Source organism: Methylophilus sp., from assembly GCF_035460085.1.
Lineage (GTDB): Bacteria > Pseudomonadota > Gammaproteobacteria > Burkholderiales > Methylophilaceae > Methylophilus.
Genome location: NZ_DATHWZ010000011.1, coordinates 1 through 21,456, shown reverse-complemented (window position 1 = coordinate 21,456; position 21,456 = coordinate 1). Strand labels below are relative to the sequence as shown.

The following is a 21,456-nucleotide window of genomic DNA, read 5'->3' as shown; positions in this document are numbered from 1 at the left end:
CAATGCCTGATTACAGGTATTTGCTACGTTTAATTAATATTTAATATAAGAGTGTTTTCTGACTTTATGCAGATTAATTGGTCTCATCATTCAGCCTTGGAAGAATCCGCCATACTGGCGTTTTCGCAGCATGTGTTACTGGTATTTGTAGATGCACTGCCAGCGTCCATGCCATTTCAAACCGCGCTGGAAAATAAACTGAAACGCAGTCAATCTGCACTTAAGGATATTGCCGATAAGCCAGTGACGGTAGAGCTTTCAAATGGGGCGCTGGTAAGCCTGGTCCAGCTTAAAAGCACACAGTCGGTTTTTGAGCTGCAGACTCTACTCAGGCAAGCAGTTAAACCTTTAACAGATGAACGACCGGCGAAACTTGCGATTGCGATTGATGGAAAATCCCCACAGGCTATCGCCAGGCAGGCTGCTTATGTGGCGGTGGTCAATGCGCAGGATTTACCGGCGCTCAAACGTAAAACCAAACTGAATGCATTAAAGGATATCTGCATGTTTGGTGTAGATGCCATGCCTTGGCTTGTTGAAGTAGAGGCGACAGCCGCCGCCAACACCTTGTGCCGCACCCTCACATTGACACCACCCAATCAGCAGACGCCAAAGTTATATAGGGAGCGTTTGCAATCGTTGGCAACAGCGCAGGATTGGCAATATACCGAATGGAATGTCGAACAATTGAAAGCCATGGGTGCAGGTGCTTTTGTGGCAGTCGCACAAGGTTCAGAACCGCAGGACGCGGCGATAGCGAAACTTTCTTACCGCCATGCGCAAGCGTCGAAAACCTTGGCATTAGTGGGCAAGGGTATTTGTTTTGATACCGGCGGCCATAATTTAAAGTCTTCCAAATATATGCAGGGCATGCATCAGGACATGAATGGCAGCGCCGTGGCCGTCGGCATTTTGCAGGCCATTAGTGCGCAACAATTAGCAGTCAATGTGGATTGCTGGCTGGCGCTGGCGCAAAACCATATCGGCCCGAACGCTTACAAGCAAAATGATGTAGTCACCGCCCTGAACGGCATGAACATAGAAATCGTACACACCGATGCCGAAGGGCGCATGGTGCTGGCGGATACCTTGACACTTGCAAGCAGAGACAAGCCGGATGCCATGCTGGATTTCGCAACGCTGACCGGTAGCATGCAAACGGCTTTGGGCACGCGCATGAGCGGTATTGTGGCTAACCGACCTGAATTCGCAACACAAATGGTGAGCGCAGGTTTAGCGAGCGGCGAACGGTTGGTTGCTTTCCCGTATGCTGAAGATTATGACAGTGAACTCGATAGTGAGATCGCGGATATCAAGCAATGTACCCTGGAGAGCGATGCCGATCACATCATTGCGGCACGCTTTCTGGGTAAGTTTATAGAAGAAGACATCTCATGGTGTCACGTCGATCTGTCTTCTTATGCGCACAAAGACGGGTTAGGCGCAATTGCAAGTGAGGTCAACGGTTTTGGTGTTGCATTGACCCTGCAATGGTTAAAAGACTTTCTTGCAAAATAGCGTTAACCGCAAGCACCGCAGCGTGCCAGCCATTCGCGACCTTTTAGCATCAGGTTCCAGTAGAGCCACGGCAACACATATTTCTTCAGCAACCATGCAGAGCGGCGCGGCTTCGTAGAGTCCCAGGGGAAGGTAGGCACAATCTTGCCGCCATACCCGAATTCGGCAAGGATGATTTTGCCCTTTTCGACTGTCAGCGGGCACGAGCCATAACCGTCGTAGCGCGATAGCAACGCTTTTCCTTCGCGCTGCGCTAAAATATTTTCGGCAGCAATGACGACTTGCTTGCGCGCGGCGGCAGCTGTTTTTGCATTCGGGGTACTGGTGCAGTCCCCCACGCCAAACACTTCCGGATAACGCACATGCTGCAAGCTATGCTGATCCACTTCTACCCAGCCATCCGCATTCGCAAGCGGGCTTTTTTTCAAGAAATCCAGCGCCGTTTGCGGAGGTACCACATGCAGTAAATCAAACGGTTTGCTGATACGCTGCACATTGCCATCTGCATCTTTAACATTGAACCAGGCAGTTTTGCCTGGCCCATCCACTTCAACCATGGTGCTATTGAGGTTGAGGTTGACTTTATAACGGCGGATATATTGCATCAAAGGTGCAACATACTCTTTCACACTGAAGAGTGCCGGGGTCGCGCTATAAAATGAAGCTTTAATATGACCTAATCGGCCTTTGCCCAGCCATTCTGCGCATGAAAGATAGAGTGCTTTTTGTGGTGCACCCGCGCATTTGATCGGCATCGGTGGTTGAGTGAAAATCGCCTCACCTGATTGCAGTTGCTGTACCAGTTGCCAGGTATAAGGTGCCAGATCAACCCGGTAATTTGAAGTAACGCCATTTTTGCCTAACGTCTCAGTCAGGCCTTTAATGCCTTCCCAGTTCAGTCTCAATCCGGCAGCGACCACCAGTTGTGTATATTGAATGGTGCCAAGCGTGTCTGTAATGACCTTTTTCTCGGTTGGCTGGAATTCAGTTACTGCGGCTTTTAGCCAGGTCACTCCGTCGGGAATGGCCTGAGCCATTGGCCTGACGGTTTTATTGACATCAAATTCGCCCGCGCCTACTAGGGTCCAGGCCGGTTGGTAATAGTGTTTATCGGAAGGTTCGATGATGGCAATCGTGAGTGAAGGCGCACGCTTTTTTACACTTGCCGCAAGGGCGCTGCCAGCGCTGCCGCCTCCCACAATGACAATGTCATAGGATGAGTTACTCATATAATTTTATTTTCCTAAATAGTGAGGTCAGAATTCAGGATAAAACGGAATATCATTTCTTCGCGAGCGTCATTGCCTAGGTAAGAGAGATTTTTAATTAAAGCCTCAAAACCTCACTGTATGCCGCATACTAGATTGGTGTTTGCGTTCCTGGCACCTTGCACTTCATCCATCTCAATGACTTATTCCGTGAATCCTTAACGTTTTAGCCAGCCTAGCACGCGTGAAGACAGGTTCTGTCCATCACCGTCTTGCTGGCTGCAACAGTCTGGCTTGTTCATGGCATCAGACTGCAATGTTTGCTGGTAAACGTTATTGGCGCGATTGCCGGTACGGCAAAAACCAAGCGCTGCCCCGGAATGCCGTGCGAGTAATGTGCGTAGCTGATCGACATGCGCAGGTTGAATCTGGTTTGGAATCACAGGTATGTAAGCATAAGCCAACCCTAATGCTTTAGCTTTTTCGGCAAGCGCTGCATTGGCGGGTTGTGCGTCTCCTCCTTCATTATCCGGGCGGAAATTGATGACCAATTTATAGCCTTGACTGGCAACGGTTTCCAAATCAGCTTCAGTCAATTGACCGGCCGTACTAAAGCGTTGATCAATTTTCTTGATATCCATACTGGCTCCTAACATTCTTAAAACTGCACTGCGATGGCTTTTTGGCAAAACTCACGGTGTAATACCTGAATGACTGCCAGTGCTGCCGGGCTGCTGATACTGTAATACATATTTTTGCCTTCACGGCGGGTAGTGACTAGTTGCGCTTCACGTAATACAGTTAATTGTTGAGACAGGCTGGGTTGACGTAAATTCAAACTGGTTTCCAACGCACTCACGGACTTTTCACCTTGTGACAGCTGACACAGCAGCATCAATCTGTCGCTATTCGCCATCACTTTTAATAGACTGCTGGCCTGATCGGCGGAGGCTCTCAACTGCTCAAAAATATTCGTTGCAATTTCTGACATCTGCGTAATACCCCTATGAAGATCATTATTTGTATATTATATGAATGATTGTTTGACTCTCAGATCAATAACCAGTGGGGCGAATCAATCCAGGGTAAGCAGAATCCGTCCTGAAGATTGTCACTGTTCTGATAGCTGATGACTCAATTATGATAAAGTTTATCGCATAAAAGTGCGTCGTTGTAAGTTCTGCGTCACCACGCGGAGCCAAAATAAAAAACAAATGGGGATATGGTTATTATGCAATCACTGTCATGGATGAGTCTGTTTCCCGAGCTGGAAGCACTTGAAGAGTCAGGCAAGAAGTTATTATTGCAATATGCGCGTATCGTCGAGGCCCCGGTGGGTACGATTGGTTATCAGGAAGGTGACCACTGTGGCGGCTATGTTTTACGGTTAAAAGGGCGCTCACGAGTTTACAAAATGTCTGCTACCGGACGGGAGATTTTGTTGTACCGGGTAGGTGCTGGTGAAACATGTGTGATCACTACCACCTGCCTGTTAGGCAATAGCCTATATCCGGCTTCCACTATCGTGGAACAAGAAATCCAGGATGTGATTGTGCCCGATGCGATTTTTCACCGCCTGATGATCGATTCACAGGTATTTCGGCAATACGTCATGCATAATTATGGTGCTCTGATCAGCGACCTGATCGTGTTGCTGGACGAAGTGGCTTTCCAGACGCTGGATGCGCGCCTGGCAAAATGTCTGCTTGATGTCGGTAACAACACCATTCAACGCACGCATCAGCAGATTGCCGATGAACTGGGTACCGCGCGGGAAGTGATCAGCCGCCAGTTAAAGCGGCTTGAGCAAAAAGGCTGGCTTAGCATGGGCCGCGGCATCATCGAAATCCAGCAGCGCGGCGAGTTGCTCAAGCTGGCAAACAGCAGCCAGTAAAAGTAATCCTGTATCTTCAACGATACAAATCAGCCACAGATCGATACATCCAGCAGTCATCTCTCATGTTTGAATGCACGTTATGGAATTAACTGCATCAGGCATTGTTCGACAGGAGAAGGTGAATGCGAAAACTGATTGGATTAAGTATTGTATTAATGGTGACCAGCCAAACGGCGCTTGCTGATGAGACTTTTATAGACAGGGCGCGCGTGCTGTCGGTGAGTCCCCAGGTGCAGCGCATCAACCAGCCCCGCCAGGAATGCCAGACTGCTTATGTGCGCGAAAGTGTATATCAGCAACCCGCGCGCTCCAATACTGGCGCCATTATCGGAGGGATCGCTGGCGGTTTGCTTGGCAGCACCATTGGTAAGGGTAATGGCCGCGTCGCTGCTGCTGCAGTGGGTGCCGGGGTAGGCGCGGTTGTGGGTGATCGGGTCGGCAGTCAGGCTGTGTATGGTCAAGCGCGCGTAGTGACCCGCCCGGTTGAGCAATGTGTCGTGGTTGACCAATGGCAGATGGTGACGACCGGCTATATGGTGAATTATGAGTATCAGGGTCGTCAATACAGCACCTTAATGGACAAGGACCCTGGCCCGGTGATGGATGTGAGTGTTGTGATGAGGCCGCACTACACCCAGATTCAGCCGGCACCCGTGGTTTATCGTCAGGTTGCTTACAGGGCTTCGGACTTCCGCTCGTCTAATTTTCGCCCAAAAGCTGGCAAAGGACACGGAGCACATAAGCCAGGTCGTTATTGGGAGTAAAGCGTTGATTCAGGAATTGGTTAATTTAGGGCTTTGTTAATCCAGGACCCGCGTTAAAGTGCTAACCCTGAGTTGAGAGTACTTTAGAAATGCAAAACGCGATACAGGCAAGGGTATCGCGTTTTAAGCTTTAAGCAGCACAATCACCGCGCCACTCCCGCCATCTGTCTGCCTGGCCTGGGCATAAGCGATGACTTCATCTTTTTGCATCAGCCAGTTTCTCAGTTTGTGTTTAAGCACTGGCTCTTTATTTCTCGAGCCTAATCCTTTGCCGTGTACGATGCGTACGCAACGCAAACCACGTTTTTTACAGTTGGCAATAAATTCGGACACATATAACCGGGCTTCATCACTGATTAATCCGTGCAAGTCGATATGAGCCTGCACTACCCAGTGACCACGGCGAAGTTTGCTCAAGATAATAGGTGATTGACCATCACGTAAATAAAGTAATTCTTCGCCACTCTCCAGTTCGTGCGCAGGAATATAGTGATCGCTTAAAGAATCCCTTAATGCCTGCTGCTCGTCACGAATCAATTGCCGGGGAATGGGTTTAGGCTTTTTTGGCGCATGCAGGATACGCTTGTGTTCGACTGGACGTGCGCCTTTGACTGCTTCATGGAACAGGTGAATGTCGTCGTCATCCTCTGTATTTGGCAAGTCGCTCGTCATGGCGATCTATTTTACTAGCTCAAGGCTGCATTCTAAAAGAAAAAAAGCGCACCCCAGTTGTATTCCTTGGGTGCGCTTTTCATTTACGGAGCATTAGTTAACTAAATACTTGGTCCGAACTGATTATTCAAGGTTAGTCAAATAACGCTCGGCATCCAGTGCGGCCATACAACCGGTACCGGCACTGGTGACTGCCTGGCGGTAAATATGGTCCTGCACGTCACCCGCCGCAAAGACACCTGGAACGCTGGTCGCAGTGAAGTTGCCCTGGCGCCCGGCCTGGGTAATGATATAACCGCCTTCCATATCCAGTTGGCCTTCAAATATCTGTGTATTCGGCTGGTGGCCAATCGCAATGAATACGCCTTTAAGCGGCACATCCTTGGTAGTGCTTGAGTTCACATCTTTCAGACGCATGCCGGTCACCCCGGTGTTGTCGCCCAACACTTCATCCAGCGTGTGAAACGTTTCCAGAACGACTTTGCCTTCCTTGACGCGTTCCATTAATTTATCGACCAGGATCGCTTCTGCTTTGAACTTGTCACGCCTGTGCACCAGCGTCACTTTGCTGGCAATGTTGGACAAATACAATGTTTCTTCCACGGCAGTATTGCCACCACCAATCACAGCTACTTCCTGGTTACGGTAGAAAAAGCCATCACAAGTGGCGCAGGCAGAGACGCCTTTGCCGGCAAAGGCTTCTTCGCTAGGCAGGCCAAGGTATTTGGCTGAGGCGCCAGTCGCAATAATCAAGGCATCACACGTATATTCACCGTTATCACCTACCAGGCGGATTGGCTTTTCCTTGAGATGGGTAGTGTGGATATGGTCAAAAATCATTTCTGTATTGAAACGTTCAGCGTGCTTTTGAAAACGCTCCATCAATTCCGGACCCATCACCCCGTCAGCATCCGCAGGCCAGTTATCCACTTCAGTTGTCGTCATTAATTGACCACCTTGTGCCAGGCCGGTGATAAGGACCGGACTCAAATTAGCACGGGCCGCATATACGGCTGCACTGTAACCGGCAGGGCCGGAGCCTAGAATCAATAAACGCGCATGCTTGGTAGCCATACTTTTCTTTCTTTTTTGGTTTAATCTGTTCAATAAAATGGGGATGAAATCACTTGTTGCAAGGTTTCATCCCCAAATTCGGGTACTAAATAGTGCTGTGCTAGAGTGAAGAATTATTTTTCCAACAGGCTGCGTAACATCCATGCAGTTTTCTCATGCACCTGCAGGCGCTGTGTCAGCAAATCAGCCGTGGCTTCATCATCCGCTTTTTCTGCAGCCGGGAATACGCTACGCGCGGTGCGACAGACGGCTTCGTGACCGGCAACCAGCTCGCTGATCATATCCTGTGCTTTAGGCACATCCACAGTTTCCTCAATGGAGGTCAATTTGGAGAACTGCGCATATGTACCTGGCGCATGCACACCGAGCGAACGAATACGCTCGGCAATTGCATCAACTGCCAGTGCCAGTTCTGTATATTGTGTTTCAAACATCAGGTGCAACGTATTGAACATTGGGCCGGTGACATTCCAGTGGAAGTAATGGGTTTTCAGATACAAAGTGTAGGTATCCGCCAACAGTTTTGATACGCCCTCAGCAATTTCGTGGCGGTCTTTATTATTAATACCAATATCCATGATGTCTCCTTGTTGTCGTTGAATGTATTTTAAAAGCTAGAGTGCCTGTGTGCAATTTGATTTTGTTATAATCATTTAAGTTCACTTGCGTAAAGAAAGAGATAACGCATTGTTTTTTAATAAAAAAAATGTTTCCAATGCCCGTTTGGAAAAAGTGTCCACAGAAAAACAACTGCGCGATGCGAAATTGCTGCGCGAAGTCAGCTGGATTGCCTTGGCCGCGCTGGGTGTTTTTCTGGCCGTGATTCTTGCATCATACTCGCATGCGGACCCGGGATGGACACATGCGATCGGTGAAAATGACATTATTCATAATGCCGGTGGCACGGTAGGGGCCTGGATTGCCGATGTGCTGCTGTCTTTATTCGGTTTCTCTTCCTGGTGGTTTGTGGTGCTGGCCTTTTATATAGTATGGCTAATGTATCAGCAACTGCACCTTGATGCAGTTGAAAAAGAGGATTGGTGGTTGAACGGCGTTGGCTTTGCCTTGTTATTATTGGCTTCAGCAGCCCTTGAATCCGGGCACTTGGTCAGTTTCCCGGCGGATTTTCCGCTGAAACAGGGTGGTGTCATTGGCAGCGGTATTGATCATTTATTACGCAATATGTTTGGTTTTGCCGGCTCGACCATGCTGTTACTCGTGCTGTTTGCGACTGCATTCAGTTTATTTACCGGCTGGTCGTTGATCAGCATGAGCGAGCGTCTGGGCGAATGGGTGATTCACTTTCACCAATGGAGCACGCTGAAATTCCAGGATTGGCAGGACCGCAAAGTCGGGCGTCAGGCTTTCCAGGCGCGTGAAGAGTTTGTCGAGTCTGAACGCAAGCGCGTAGAAGACCGCAAACCGGTAGAAATTGCCGTGCCCGAAGTACTGGTAGTGCCGAGTGAGCGTGTGATTAAAGAAAAACAAACGGTATTGTTTGAAGCTATTGAGCAGGAAGGCTTGCCAGCGCTACATTTGCTGGATGCACCTAATCAATCGGTGGAGTTGCAATCGGCGGAAACACTGGATTTCACTTCACGCCTGATCGAACGCAAACTGATGGACTTTGGTATCGAAGTCAAAGTGGTGCTTGCCCAGCCTGGCCCGGTCATTACACGCTATGAGCTGGACCCGGCGCCAGGCGTCAAAGGCAGCCAGATCACTAATCTTTCCAAAGACCTGGCACGAGCATTATCGGTGATCAGCGTGCGTGTGGTGGAAACCATTCCCGGCAAAAGCTATATGGGCCTGGAAATTCCTAACCCCAAACGCCAGATTGTATCTTTATCCGAAATCATGGGCAGCCAGGCCTATGCGGATTTGAATTCCCCTATCGCTATCGCCATGGGTAAAGATATTGCCGGTAAACCGATTGTGGCTGACCTGGCGAAAATGCCGCATGTGCTGGTCGCGGGTACCACTGGTTCGGGTAAGTCAGTTGCGATCAATGCACTGATCCTGAGCCTGCTGTATAAATCTGAAGCCAATCGTGTGCGCATGATCCTGATTGACCCAAAAATGCTGGAATTGTCTGTGTATGAAGGGATCCCGCATTTGCTGGCACCAGTGGTGACGGATATGCGTCAGGCCGCGAACGCACTGAACTGGTGTGTAGCCGAAATGGAGCGCCGTTATAAATTGATGTCTACCTTGGGTGTGCGTAACCTCGCGGGCTATAACCAGAAAATCCAGGAAGCCAAAAAACAGGGCACTTCTATTCCGCACCCGTTCAGCCTGACGCCGGATGAGCCAGAGCCATTGGATGAAATGCCATTGATCGTGGTGGTGATCGACGAACTGGCTGACCTGATGATGGTCGTCGGTAAAAAAGTGGAAGAATTGATTGCCCGCCTGGCTCAAAAAGCGCGTGCGTCCGGTATTCACCTGGTGCTCGCAACGCAACGTCCTTCAGTCGATGTGATTACCGGCCTGATTAAAGCCAACGTGCCGACACGTGTCGCTTTCCAGGTATCCAGTAAAATTGACTCACGTACGATTCTGGACCAGATGGGCGCAGAAACCTTGCTTGGTCAAGGTGATATGCTGTACTTGCCGCCGGGTAGCGGTTATCCGCAGCGTATTCATGGCGCCTTTGTCAGCGATGGTGAAGTGCATAATGTGGTCAACTTCCTCAAGGCACAAGGGGAACCGAATTACATAGAAGGCATTCTGACCAATGAGACCGAAGGCGGTGACATCGATGGTGTTCTTGGTGGCGATGATGCCGGCGGCGAAAAAGATCCCCTGTATGATGAAGCGGTGGCGATTGTGCTTAAAACCCGTCGTGCGTCTATTTCCTCGGTGCAGCGCCAATTACGGATTGGTTACAACAGGGCAGCAAGATTGATAGAAGATATGGAGCGTGCAGGTTTGGTATCAGCGATGCAAAGTAATGGGAACCGTGAAGTATTAGTGAAGGCTGGAGGCGACCATGAATAATCGATTATTGCCTGCTATACGTCACTGGGCTGGTGCAATAGCCGTGATATTTGCCAGCATCTGCTATCAATCTCCTGCTAATGCGGATGGTGTTGATGATTTAAAACAGTTTTACCAAACGACACAATCGATGCGGGCCGATTTCAAGCAAACCGTGTTCGACCAGAAAGGTCGCAAGGTGCAGGAAGTCAACGGCAACATGTTGTTACAACGGCCTAACAAATTTCGTTGGGATTACCAGAAGCCTTACGAACAGCAGATCATCAGTGATGGGCGCCAGGTTTTCCTGTTTGATATCGATTTGCAGCAGGTCAGTGTGCGTACCTTGGATAAAGTACTGGGTACAAGCCCTGCCGCTTTGCTCGCGGGTGGACCCAATGTAGAAGAAAGTTTCCGCTTGTCACGTCTGGTCGATTTTGAAGGCCTGCAACGCGTGCAAGCCAAGCCAAAGCAAAAAGACAGTGGCTTCCAGGTGGTGATTATTTCTTTTAATCATGGCAAGCTCGCTGAGATGCGCCTGGTTGATGCATTTAATCAAAGCACACACATTGTTTTTTCTAATGTGGAGGTCAATCCATCACTCAATACTTCCCAGTTCCTGTTTACGGTGCCAAAAGGGGTGGATGTCGTTGGTGAATAAGTCACCACGACCAGCCAGACGTTATGTCCTCCCTGTTTGAGCCACAAACACCTTCTTCTGTCCCACTTGCCGAGCAACTGCGCCCAAAAACACTGAATGAAGTGGTAGGGCAAACGCATCTGCTCGGCGAGGGCAAGCCTTTGCGCCGTGCATTTGAATCCGGCAAATTGCCTTCCATGATTTTGTGGGGGCCGCCAGGCGTCGGTAAAACGACGTTGGCGCGCCTGATTGCGCAAACGGCCGATGCGGAGTTTGTGCCATTATCAGCAGTCTTGTCCGGCATCAAGGATATCCGCGAAGCAGTTGAACGCGCTGAATTGACCTTGCAGCAAACCGGCCGTAATACCATCCTGTTTGTCGATGAGGTACATCGCTTTAACAAAGGTCAGCAGGATGCGTTTTTGCCGTTTGTTGAAAGTGGACTGATTACGTTTATCGGCGCGACAACCGAAAACCCTTCGTTTGAAGTAAACAGTGCGTTGCTGAGCCGGTCGCAAGTATTCGTGCTGACCGCGTTGACTGAAGATGAGCTGGCAGAATTACTTGAACGCGCACGCCTTAAAATGGCGCCAGAGATTACCCTTAACGATAAGGTTAAAGAACAGATATTAGATTACGCCGATGGCGATGCGAGGCGCTTGCTTAATTTTGCAGAAGGGCTGTTTAGCGGTGCATTGACTGCCAACATAGACACCATTGACGATGCATTTTTGCAATCCAGCATGGCCAGCAAATTGCGCCGGTTTGATAAAGGTGGTGAAGCGTTTTATGACCAGATCTCCGCCTTGCATAAATCGGTACGCGGCTCCAACCCGGATGCAGCGCTTTACTGGTTTGTGCGTATGCTGGATGGCGGCGCCGACCCATTGTATCTGGCACGACGCATCGTACGCATGGCGTTTGAAGATATCGGCCTGGCTGACCCTAAAGCGCAAACCATTGCGCTGGAGGCCATCCAGATTTACGAGCGGCTAGGCTCACCTGAAGGCGAACTCGCGCTAAGCAATGCAGTGATTTACCTGGCCGTTGCTGCTAAAAGCAATGCCGCCTACATGGCTTATAACCAGGCCAAGGCATTTGTGGCGCAGGATAAATCCCGTATGGTGCCCTTGCATTTGAGAAATGCGCCGACCAAACTGATGAAGGCACTGGATTACGGCAAAGAATACCGCTATGCGCATAATGAACCCAATGCCTATGCCGCTGGCGAGCAATACTTCCCGGATGATTTACCGGCGCAGGCATTTTACCAGCCCACATCCCGTGGATTGGAAGGTAAAATAAGCGAAAAACTCAATCACTTACGAGCACTAGACCAAGAATACCTGAACAGCAAAGCGAAAAAATAAATGTTAGATATACAACAACTTAGAAACGATTTGGATAATGTAGCCGCGCGTCTGAAAGCGCGCAAGTTTGATTTTCTTATTGATGTCTTTAAAGCCCTGGAAGCTGAGCGAAAAACAATTCAGACCAATACTGAAAATCTCCAGGCAAAACGGAATGCGGCTTCCAAGCAGATTGGGTTTGCCAAATCCAAAGGCGAAGATGCCAGTGCGATTCTGGCAGAAGTGGCTGGCTTGGGTGATGAGTTAAAAGCGGCTGAAGCCCAGTTGAATGAGATACAAGCCAATTTACAAGCCTTGATGCTGAATGTACCTAACTTGCCGCATGAAAGCGTACCAGTCGGTAATGATGAAACGCAAAACGTGGAAGTGCGCCGCTGGGGTACCCCCCGTAGTTTTGACTTTGATGTCAAAGATCATGCCGATGTGGGTGCACCGTTGGGCCTGGACTTTGATACCGGCGCTAAATTGTCAGGTGCACGTTTTACCCTTATGAAAGGCCAAATCGCCAGATTACATCGAGCAATTGCACAATTTATGCTGGATACGCAAACAGAAAAACATGGTTATACCGAGTGCTACACGCCGTATATGGTGAATCGTGAGACTTTGGTTGGCACTGGGCAGTTACCCAAATTTGAAGAAGACCTGTTTGTCACGCCGCATAACGATAGCAAGTTGTACCTGATCCCGACTTCTGAAGTGACTTTGACCAATACTGTGCGTGACGAGATCGTAGGGCTGGAATCGCTGCCGATCAAACTGACCGCCCATACACCCTGTTTCCGCTCTGAAGCTGGTTCTTATGGCCGTGATACCAAGGGTATGATCCGCCAGCACCAGTTTGATAAAGTCGAGATGGTGCAGATTGTGCATCCGGAAAACAGCTATCAGGCACTTGAGGAGATGGTCGGCCATGCCGAGAATGTGTTGCAGGCGCTGGAGTTACCTTACAGGGTAGTCTCGTTGTGTACTGGCGATATGGGTTTTGGTGCCGCTAAAACCTATGATCTGGAAGTGTGGTTGCCTGCACAAAACACTTACCGTGAAATTTCTTCTGTGTCTAACTGTGAAGCTTTCCAGGCGCGGCGTTTACAGGCTCGTTTCAGGAATGCCAATGGCAAGCCTGAATTATTGCATACCTTAAACGGTTCCGGACTGGCGGTAGGGCGTACGCTGGTGGCAGTGCTGGAGAATAACCAGAACGCTGATGGTAGCGTAACGATTCCGAAAGTATTGCAGCCTTATATGGGTGGCAAGACTGCTATTACGGTTTAATTCTGAAACCTGAACTTTACTCATTTGCCTTGGCTAAAAGCCAGGGCATTTTTGTATCAGCAATCTTGTAGGGGTCCAACCCCGGATCGTACACAGGGTAATATTTCTGCATGATCTGGTAGTAACTGCGCACCAGTTCGGTGTAAATCACCGGCGCGCCGCAGCTACAGTATCCATGCTTGGCATTCACGTAGTGCTCGGGGTCATTCAGCAGTTGGTAACCGCGTTTTACATCCGCCCAGCTGTCCGGGTTAAGTCCCAGCCGTTGCGCAATAATCCGCGCATCTTCCAGATGGCCAACGCCATTGTTGTACGCCGCCAAGGTCATAAAGGTGCGGTCAGGTTCGGGGATTCGCGCCGGCAGTCGATCCTTGAGCCACAGCAAAAATTTGGCTCCGGCCATGATACTTTGCTGGGGATCCAGCCGGTTGGTCACATTCATCATGTTGGACGTTTGCTCAGTCAGCATCATCAAGCCGCGCACGTTGGTTGGTGAGGTGCTGTAATTATCCCAATGCGACTCCTGGTAACTCAGCGCTGCCAGCAGGCGCCAGTCTATGTCAGTCACCTCCTGCGCACCTTTGAACAGGCGTGTATACCTGGGTAGCAAGGTGTTGGATTTGCTCAAAAAAGTCGCTACATCCACCTGTTTCAGGCGTTTGGTATGCCCGTAGTAACGGTCGAGTAAATTGCGTAAAGTGCCGTCTTTTTCTATCTTCTTGAAAAACGCCTGTACCTGTTTCAGTTTTTCCTCACCTGAAAATTTATTCAATGCCCAGGCGATTTTATCTACTGGCCCGAGCATCAATCCGGCATCCAACTGCGGATAAAGATATTGCATAATGGCCAGCAGGTGATTATCTGCCACCGTAAAATCAATTTCGTTACGCGCAACCGCTTCTATTAACTGTTCAGAGCTTAGCTTTTCAGTTTCCCGCCATGTCATTTGCGGATGTTGCGATTGCAGCTCGCGCATTCTTTCGACAAAACTAGTGCTTTTGGGTAACACAATGCGTTTGTTAAAAAGTGCTTCCGGTTTGGCGGGCTCACTATTCTGGTCACGGTTGTAAACCACCATGGATTGCACATGGTTAAATGCAGGTCCAAACAGGACTTGCCGTTTACGCGATGCGGTGATGCTGATATCAGCGGCTGCAATATCGGCATCTCCACGTAATAAAGCAGGGAAAACCTTATCGAAACTCTCTACGACTATAAATTCCAGCTTGTATGGCGGCCCGAGGAAATCAACAAACCGTTTCGCCAAGTCATACTCCAAACCGGCGTAATTGTTTTGGCTATCGATAAAATACGTATCCGGGCTGTTGATAGTCACAAAGCGGATGGTGTAGGGGTCAGGTGCAGGTTTTTGCAACGCAGGTTGCTTGGGCGATGCAGGGTCGGTACAGGCTGCCAACCCGCTACCCAGGCAGGCGAGTAATAGCCAATGCCATGCATAACGCGTGGAAATACAGTTAAGAATCCGCATCGTGAATACGTTAACGTTACACGCGGGTTTCGATCTTGCCTTGGTCTACAATCAGTATTTTGCTCGCCAGTTTGACGAAAATACCATGCTCAACCACACCAGGGATATTGTTGAGCAATGCATTCAATTGATGGCTATCCAAACCGGCGTCAAAACGCATGTCGAGTACCAGGCTGCCATGGCTAGTGATACAGAGGCCATCTTTGGCGGCGTTAGGGCGCAAGTCACCATTGCCGCCTATCGCTTCGATACTATGTTTGGCCGCTTGCCAGGCAAATGGCATCACTTCAATAGGGATAGCATAATTTTCACCGATACGGCTGACCAGTTTGCTTTTGTCGGCAACCACAATAAATTCTTTGGCAGCCTTGGCCAGCAGTTTTTCCATGACCAGGTCATAGCCGCGACCTTTAAGCAAGCTATTGTCAGCGGTGATTTCATCAGCCCCATCCACATACAAATCAATCTGGCTTAATTGGGACAAACTCAGTACAGTTAATCCGGCAGCCTGGGCTTTGATCATGCTGATATTGGAGCTGGCAACTGTGGTGATGCGCAAATTTTCCTGTTGCTGGCGCACAGCCAACGCCTCAATAAAATAATTGGCGGTAGAACCTGTGCCCAACCCCACAATCATATCGTTCTTTACGTAGCTGGCTGCTTCCAGCGCGACGGCCTGTTTATCGTTCATATGGTTTCTCCATGCCGGTGTATGTGTAGATCCGAATTAAGACTTGTGCCTGAATGTGATTCCGCTTGAGTCTAAACTTTAATCTGGTTTTGCTTTGCACACCGTTATCGCTCTAGCGTCTGTGTATGTAAGGTACAGTCAATCGACGCTTGCAGTTATAATATCAAACTCGGCAGATTCGCCAAGTACTACTCACCTAACCTGAGCATTAAGATTTTATTTTTTTATGGCAGTTTCACTTCCCGTCATTGGTCATCCACAGCGCTTTTCTTTTCACAGTCAGGGATTGGACAGTAAAGCATTAGCCGAATTGGCTGCTGGTTTAAAAGCCAAGCAATCGCCACTGGTGATTTTAACCGCCAATGCGTTTGAAGCGCAGCGATTAATGGATGAGATTCCCTATTTCGCTAAAGACATTGAAGTCCATTTGCTGCCGGATTGGGAAACCTTACCCTACGATGTGTTTTCTCCGCATCCGGATTTAATCTCAGAGCGGTTATCCACGTTGTATCAGTTAAGCCAGAACCAGAGTGATGTCGTGATTGTGCCGCTTGCAACGGCATTACTGCGCCTGCCTCCGGTGGCTTACCTGGCCGCGCATACGTTTATGCTGAAAAAAGGCCAGCGGCTGGATGTAGATGCACTACGTCACCAATGTGCGCAAGCGGGCTATCATCATGTCAGCCAGGTCATGAGCCCGGGCGAGTTCAGCGTGCGCGGAGGCCTGGTGGATTTATACCCTATGGGTAGCGCGTTCCCGTATCGTATCGATTTGTTCGATGACGAGATCGAAACTATCCGAACGTTTGATATTGATACGCAGCGCAGCGTGTATCCGGTCACCGAAATACGCATGCTACCGGCGCGTGAATTCCCTATGGATGAAGCCGGCATTACCTTGTTCCGCAGCCAGTTCAGGGAATATTTTGAAGGCGACCCGCAACGCGCCAAAATCTACAAGGACGTGAGCAAAGGCACTGCCAGTGGCGGTGTTGAATGGTATTTACCGTTGTTCTTTGAGCAAACAGCAAGTTTTTTTGATTATCTGCCGAAACAAACAGTGCTGTGTTTGCATGGTGACCTTGATAAAGCCGCACAAACCTTTTGGGCAGATGCGAATAGCCGGCATCGTTTAATGGCCTACGATGCTGAAAAACCGATTTTACGGCCGGAAACGCTGCTGCAAAAAACCGATGAGTTTTTCAAGCAAACGCATGCATTTGCGCTGGTGCATCAGCAGATGCAAAGTGTGACCACGCTGTCGCCGGTGGAAGTTGACCGTCGTGCTGAACAGCCATTGCACAAATTACAGGCGTTTATTGAGCAGTTTGATGGACGTGTTTTGATTGCAGCCGAAAGCCTGGGCCGCCGCGAAACCATTGCCCAACTGTTTGCCGAGCACGGCGTCACTTTTTCCCTGGCGGAAGATTGGGCCGGGTTTGAGAAAAGCCAGTTCCCTGTCATGCTGGGCGTATCGCCTTTACACCAGGGCTTTATTGATGGCGAATTAGCCGTCATTACCGAGGCTGAACTGTATGCCAGCACCGTGCGCCAGCAACGCCGTCGCAACCAGGAAAAAGCGCGCAATACCGAAGGCATGCTCAAAGACCTCTCCGAATTGCGGCTGGGTGACCCGGTTGTGCACGAACAGCATGGGGTAGGGCGCTACAAAGGCCTGGTCAATATCGATTTTGGCGAAGGCGAAACAGAATTACTGTTGATTGAATATTTCGGCGAAGATAAATTATATGTGCCGGTGTCGCAACTGTTCCTGATTTCACGCTATTCCGGCGGCCCGCCTGAAAGCGCACCGTTACACAGGCTGGGTAGTGGCCAGTGGGAAAAAGCCAAGAAAAAAGCACTCAAGCAGATCCGCGATACGGCCGCTGAGTTGCTGAATTTGTATGCACAACGCGCCGCGCGTCGTGGACATGCGTTTACCCTGAGCCTGCAAGATTACGAAGCCTTCTGCGAAGGCTTCCCGTTTGAAGAAACGCCAGACCAGCTCGAAGCGATTGAAAACGTCATTAAAGATATGCAATCCGGCCGCCCTATGGACAGGCTGGTGTGTGGTGACGTTGGCTTTGGTAAAACTGAAGTGGCGCTGCGCGCTGCATTTGTCGCGGTGATGGGTGGCCGCCAGGTGTCAGTATTGGTGCCAACCACGCTACTGGCCGAACAACATTACCAGAACTTTGTTGACCGCTTTGCCGAATGGCCGATCAAGATTGCCGAGATTTCACGTTTCCGTTCTGCCAAAGAGCAGGCCGAAGCGCTTAAAGGTCTGGCAGATGGCAGTATCGATATCATCATTGGCACGCACAGGCTGATCCAGAAAGATGTGAAGTTCAAGAACCTGGGTCTGGCGATCCTGGATGAAGAGCACCGTTTCGGCGTGCGTCAGAAAGAACAGATGAAAGCCCTGCGCGCCGAGGTGGATGTGCTCACCCTGACCGCGACACCTATCCCGCGTACCTTAAGCATGGCAATGGAAGGCTTGCGCGAGTTTTCCGTGATATCCACGCCGCCACAAAAACGTCTGGCGATTAAAACCTTCCATACCGAATATTCCGAAGGCATTATTCGCGAAGCGGTGATGCGCGAATTCAAACGCGGTGGCCAGGTGTATTTCCTGCATAACGAAGTCGATACCATCTATGTGATGAAGGAGAAACTGGAGAAGTTTTTACCTGAAGCGCGGATTGCGATTGGTCACGGTCAATTACGTGAACGCGAGCTGGAACATGTGATGCGTGATTTTTACCAGCAACGCACCAATTTATTGCTGTGTACAACGATTGTTGAAACCGGTATCGACGTTCCAACTGCCAATACCATGATTATCAACCGGGCAGATATGTTCGGCCTGGCGCAATTGCATCAACTACGCGGCCGCGTCGGCCGTAGCCATCACCAGGCCTATGCCTATTTGCTGACAGACCCGCACCGCACCATCACCCCGCAAGCGCAAAAACGGCTGGATGCGATTCAGTTGCTGGAAGATCTGGGCGCCGGTTTCCACCTGGCCATGCATGATCTGGAAATCCGTGGGGCTGGCGAGCTGCTGGGCGATAGCCAAAGCGGCGAGATGCAGGAGATTGGATTTACCTTATATTCCGATATGCTCAATCATGCCGTGAAACAGCTGAAAGCAGGTAAAGAGCCTGACCTGGATGCGCCACTTGGTGTGACGACTGAAATAAACCTGCATACGCCCGCATTATTACCAAACAACTATTGCCCGGATGTGCATGAACGCCTGGTGCTATACAAACGCCTGGCTAACTGTGAAGACGATGAGTCGCTAGATGTAATGCAGGAAGAATTAATTGACCGCTTTGGCTTGCTGCCGGAAGCCGGCGAAGCATTGATTGCTTGTCATCGCCTGCGCATTGCTGCCAAACCATTGGGCATCATCAAGGTGGATGCCTCCGATGCTGCCATTCAATTACAGTTTAATGTCAAAGCCGATATCGACCCGATGAAGCTGGTGAATCTATTGCAACGTGACAAACGCTGCCGCATGAATGGGCCGGATAAGTTACGCGTGACAGTTCAGTTGGGCAATCTTAATCACCGCGTAGAATTAGTGAAGTCATTATTAAAAGAGTTTGCTTAATAAGAAATGAAGAGGCCAATGCAACCGCACTGGCCTTTTCATTATGCACACGAAAAACTAAGCATCAATCACCAGTTTATTCTGGCTGATTAAGTTAGCAAGTAAATCAGCTTCATTCGTCCCCGCAAGCAAGTTTATACCTGCCAGTGTAATGTGCTGGTTTTCTGCTGCTGCAGAGTAATTGCCGCCAGTAAAGCCACCAGTATTGCTAATTCTGATTTCGGTATTCGTTACTCCTGCAGTGTTGCTGGTTGTGATATCCAGATAATTCAGAATATTTCCATTAGACTCACCAACCAGTAAGTCCCTCAAATCCAGCTTATCTTCAGCTGAATTAAAGTCTGTAATTTTATCGATTGCTGGTTGTCCATTTGTCCCTCTATCCGCAAGATTCCAGACAAAAGTGTCAGCACCCAGGCCACCTGTTAATGTGTCATTACCAGCTCCACCGATCAGGGTGTCCTTGCCCATGGCGCCATTTAAGGAATTATTGCCGATATTGCCAGTGATGATGTTATCAAGATTGTTGCCATTGCCATTAATATTCACTGAACCAGTGAGCACGAGATTCTCAACGTAATCAGTTAAGGTGTAATTGATTGACGATTTTACGGTATCAATCCCCAAGTCGTTGCCGGTGATAAATGGGTTATTAACAATGATTGCGTCCGAAGAGCCATTATTATCGGCAAGGGCAGGATTGTCAGAATTTGTTTGGAAAGTAATATATTGCTCATCAGCGCTAAATGCATCACGGTTGGATAGAACCCAGCTTTGTGCACTACCGTAAGATAGCATGCGAATTTGACCAGTAACAATGTCTTTAATGAATACGTCAGGTTCTCGGTTAGTATCATTATTCACCAGGTTTGAAGCGTCGCTTGTGAAGACGACATATCTGCCTGATGATGAAATTGATGCGTTACCAGTCGATCCTCCATTCGCTAATGTGCCGGTATCATCAGTTGAAATTACTTGCAGAGTACCTGTTTGTAAGTCTTTGACATATATATGTGGTTTCTGGTAAATGTTGTTACCCGTAAAGTTGGCTGTCGACGAAAAAGCAACATACCTGCCATCAGAGGAGATCGATCCTCCGCTTGAGTAACCATGAAGTTGCATGTCATTGCTGTCGGTGCTGATTAGCGACACCTCACCTGTTTCCAGATTTTTAATGAATACGTCCGCCTGCCCATTGGTGTCATTGGCAACCAATGAATCTGAGGAGCTGCTAAAAAGAACAGAGCCATTATCTGGCATAAACTTGGCATCATAGATAACTTTTTCAGCCAGCACTTCAATTTTGTCAGTATAAAGATCCTTAAGAAATAAATGAGCAGATGAATTATCCGTTCCGAGGTTTCCTGCCAGTGAGGTAAATAATACATATCGGTTATCGCTGGAAATACTCGCGCTAAAACTATCACCATTGCCAATGGTGTCATTTAATTGATCAATAAGTTTTACATCACCTGTTAATAAATTTTTCAGATATATGTGCTGGACACCATCCCAGCTAGAAACGCCAGGCGCCATATTGTCATAATATCCAGTAAACAGAATATAGTTTCCATCTTTAGAAAATTGACTGTCTCCTAGCCGGTCTTGATAGGCTATGCCTTGAGCCTCTGCTCCACTAGCGGTCAAAGAAACTCTTGTCAACTGCTCGGTGAAAAGATCCTTTAAAAAATAGTCTTGTGCGCTGTTGGCATCGCCATCAATCAAGTTATCAGCCATACTGCCAAATAAAACGTATCGACCATCTGTAGAGAAACTGGAAAAATAGCTAATACTATTTCCAATTAGCCCGCTTGCGTTGATTGCTACAAGGTGAATAGCCCCGGATGCGAAAGACTCATCCACTTGATCTCCAGCATGGTCAACGATATATGTATCATCACCTTTGCCTCCTATCATGATATCGGCACCGCCTCCACCATAGATGTAATCATTTCCTTCACCACCTTTTATGGTGTTTGATCCTTGATTGCCAATGAGTATATTGTCATTGGCGTTTCCTAGTATATTGAGCTTTGTTGATCCTGTAGCTGAGGCATCAAGACTCTCGATACTGGCCCACTCCCCGGAGAGTGATAGTGTTGTGGTATTCGTGAGGGCTGCACTACCGCGGAGCTTGATGCTATCAATGCCGTTGCTGGTGCCATTGGTTTCGGTGATGTTGTCTGCAAATGCATTGACATTGGCTGAGGCACCTGAGCCAGTGACCTGCAGGTCAAGAATATAGGTATCATCACCTGCG

At 49.0% G+C, this 21,456-nt stretch carries 17 protein-coding genes; 8 read left to right on the top strand and 9 right to left on the bottom strand.

Annotation, left to right across the window (positions count from 1 at the left end; genetic code table 11):
- Nucleotides 1-66: 66 nt before the first annotated feature.
- Nucleotides 67-1,518, top strand: a complete 1,452-nt coding sequence (locus VK958_RS01540; RefSeq protein WP_325238492.1) for a M17 family metallopeptidase — start codon at nt 67-69, stop codon at nt 1,516-1,518.
- 2 nt (nt 1,519-1,520) lie between these two features.
- On the opposite strand, the gene VK958_RS01535 is transcribed toward VK958_RS01540, so the two are convergent.
- From VK958_RS01535 to VK958_RS01525, 3 genes are all read right to left on the bottom strand, one after another.
- Nucleotides 1,521-2,747 carry an NAD(P)/FAD-dependent oxidoreductase gene (locus VK958_RS01535; RefSeq protein ID WP_325238491.1) on the bottom strand — a complete coding sequence of 409 codons (1,227 nt, stop codon included), beginning with the start codon at nt 2,745-2,747 and terminating at the stop codon, nt 1,521-1,523.
- Nucleotides 2,748-2,944: 197 nt separating this feature from the next.
- Entirely contained in the window at nt 2,945-3,367 is a 423-nt protein-coding gene (locus VK958_RS01530; RefSeq protein ID WP_325238490.1) for a protein tyrosine phosphatase family protein, read from the bottom strand.
- A gap of 17 nt (nt 3,368-3,384) precedes the next feature.
- Nucleotides 3,385-3,717: an ArsR/SmtB family transcription factor gene (locus VK958_RS01525; RefSeq protein WP_325238489.1), complete on the bottom strand. Its 333-nt coding sequence runs from the start codon at nt 3,715-3,717 to the stop codon at nt 3,385-3,387.
- A gap of 240 nt (nt 3,718-3,957) precedes the next feature.
- On the opposite strand from VK958_RS01525, the gene VK958_RS01520 reads away from it, so the two are divergent.
- Nucleotides 3,958-4,620: a Crp/Fnr family transcriptional regulator gene (locus VK958_RS01520; RefSeq protein WP_325238488.1), complete on the top strand. Its 663-nt coding sequence runs from the start codon at nt 3,958-3,960 to the stop codon at nt 4,618-4,620.
- Between the two features lie 125 nt (nt 4,621-4,745).
- Nucleotides 4,746-5,387 carry a glycine zipper 2TM domain-containing protein gene (locus tag VK958_RS01515; RefSeq protein ID WP_325238487.1) on the top strand — a complete coding sequence of 214 codons (642 nt, stop codon included), beginning with the start codon at nt 4,746-4,748 and terminating at the stop codon, nt 5,385-5,387.
- 123 nt (nt 5,388-5,510) lie between these two features.
- Here VK958_RS01515 and VK958_RS01510 read toward each other — a convergent pair whose 3' ends face one another.
- From VK958_RS01510 to VK958_RS01500, 3 genes are all read right to left on the bottom strand, one after another.
- The gene (locus VK958_RS01510) at nt 5,511-6,059 is read right to left on the bottom strand and encodes a Smr/MutS family protein (RefSeq protein WP_325238486.1); all 549 of its coding nucleotides are present in this window, start codon (nt 6,057-6,059) and stop codon (nt 5,511-5,513) included.
- A 123-nt stretch (nt 6,060-6,182) separates the two neighbouring features.
- A complete protein-coding gene (trxB, locus tag VK958_RS01505; protein WP_325238485.1) occupies nt 6,183-7,133 on the bottom strand; it encodes a thioredoxin-disulfide reductase in 951 nt (316 codons plus the stop codon).
- 113 nt (nt 7,134-7,246) lie between these two features.
- Entirely contained in the window at nt 7,247-7,711 is a 465-nt protein-coding gene (locus tag VK958_RS01500) for a Dps family protein (protein WP_325238484.1), read from the bottom strand.
- 109 nt (nt 7,712-7,820) lie between these two features.
- Between VK958_RS01500 and VK958_RS01495 the strand changes: the two genes are divergently transcribed.
- The 4 genes from VK958_RS01495 to serS are packed head-to-tail and all read left to right on the top strand — an operon-like array spanning nt 7,821 to nt 13,397.
- Complete coding sequence (locus VK958_RS01495) at nt 7,821-10,133, top strand: DNA translocase FtsK (protein WP_325238483.1); 2,313 nt, start codon at nt 7,821-7,823, stop codon at nt 10,131-10,133.
- Complete coding sequence (gene lolA, locus VK958_RS01490) at nt 10,126-10,773, top strand: outer membrane lipoprotein periplasmic chaperone LolA (protein WP_325238482.1); 648 nt, start codon at nt 10,126-10,128, stop codon at nt 10,771-10,773. The genes VK958_RS01495 and lolA overlap by 8 nt, the downstream gene beginning before the upstream one ends.
- A gap of 23 nt (nt 10,774-10,796) precedes the next feature.
- On the top strand, nt 10,797-12,122 hold the full coding sequence (locus VK958_RS01485; RefSeq protein ID WP_325238481.1) for a replication-associated recombination protein A: 1,326 nt from the start codon (nt 10,797-10,799) through the stop codon (nt 12,120-12,122).
- A complete protein-coding gene (gene serS / locus VK958_RS01480; RefSeq protein WP_325238480.1) occupies nt 12,123-13,397 on the top strand; it encodes a serine--tRNA ligase in 1,275 nt (424 codons plus the stop codon).
- Between the two features lie 16 nt (nt 13,398-13,413).
- Here the strand turns inward: serS and mltF are convergent, their stop codons facing one another.
- Together mltF and rpiA are read right to left on the bottom strand one after the other, a co-directional pair.
- Nucleotides 13,414-14,886, bottom strand: coding sequence for a membrane-bound lytic murein transglycosylase MltF (gene mltF / locus VK958_RS01475; protein ID WP_325238479.1), 1,473 nt, complete (start codon nt 14,884-14,886; stop codon nt 13,414-13,416).
- 16 nt (nt 14,887-14,902) lie between these two features.
- Nucleotides 14,903-15,577, bottom strand: a complete 675-nt coding sequence (gene rpiA, locus VK958_RS01470; RefSeq protein WP_325238478.1) for a ribose-5-phosphate isomerase RpiA — start codon at nt 15,575-15,577, stop codon at nt 14,903-14,905.
- 226 nt (nt 15,578-15,803) lie between these two features.
- Here rpiA and mfd point away from each other — a divergent pair, with 226 nt between their 5' ends.
- A complete protein-coding gene (gene mfd / locus VK958_RS01465; protein ID WP_325238477.1) occupies nt 15,804-19,196 on the top strand; it encodes a transcription-repair coupling factor in 3,393 nt (1,130 codons plus the stop codon).
- Nucleotides 19,197-19,253: 57 nt separating this feature from the next.
- Here mfd and VK958_RS01460 read toward each other — a convergent pair.
- Nucleotides 19,254-21,456 (bottom strand): type I secretion C-terminal target domain-containing protein (locus tag VK958_RS01460; RefSeq protein WP_325238476.1); only part of this gene is annotated, 2,203 nt, incomplete at its 5' end.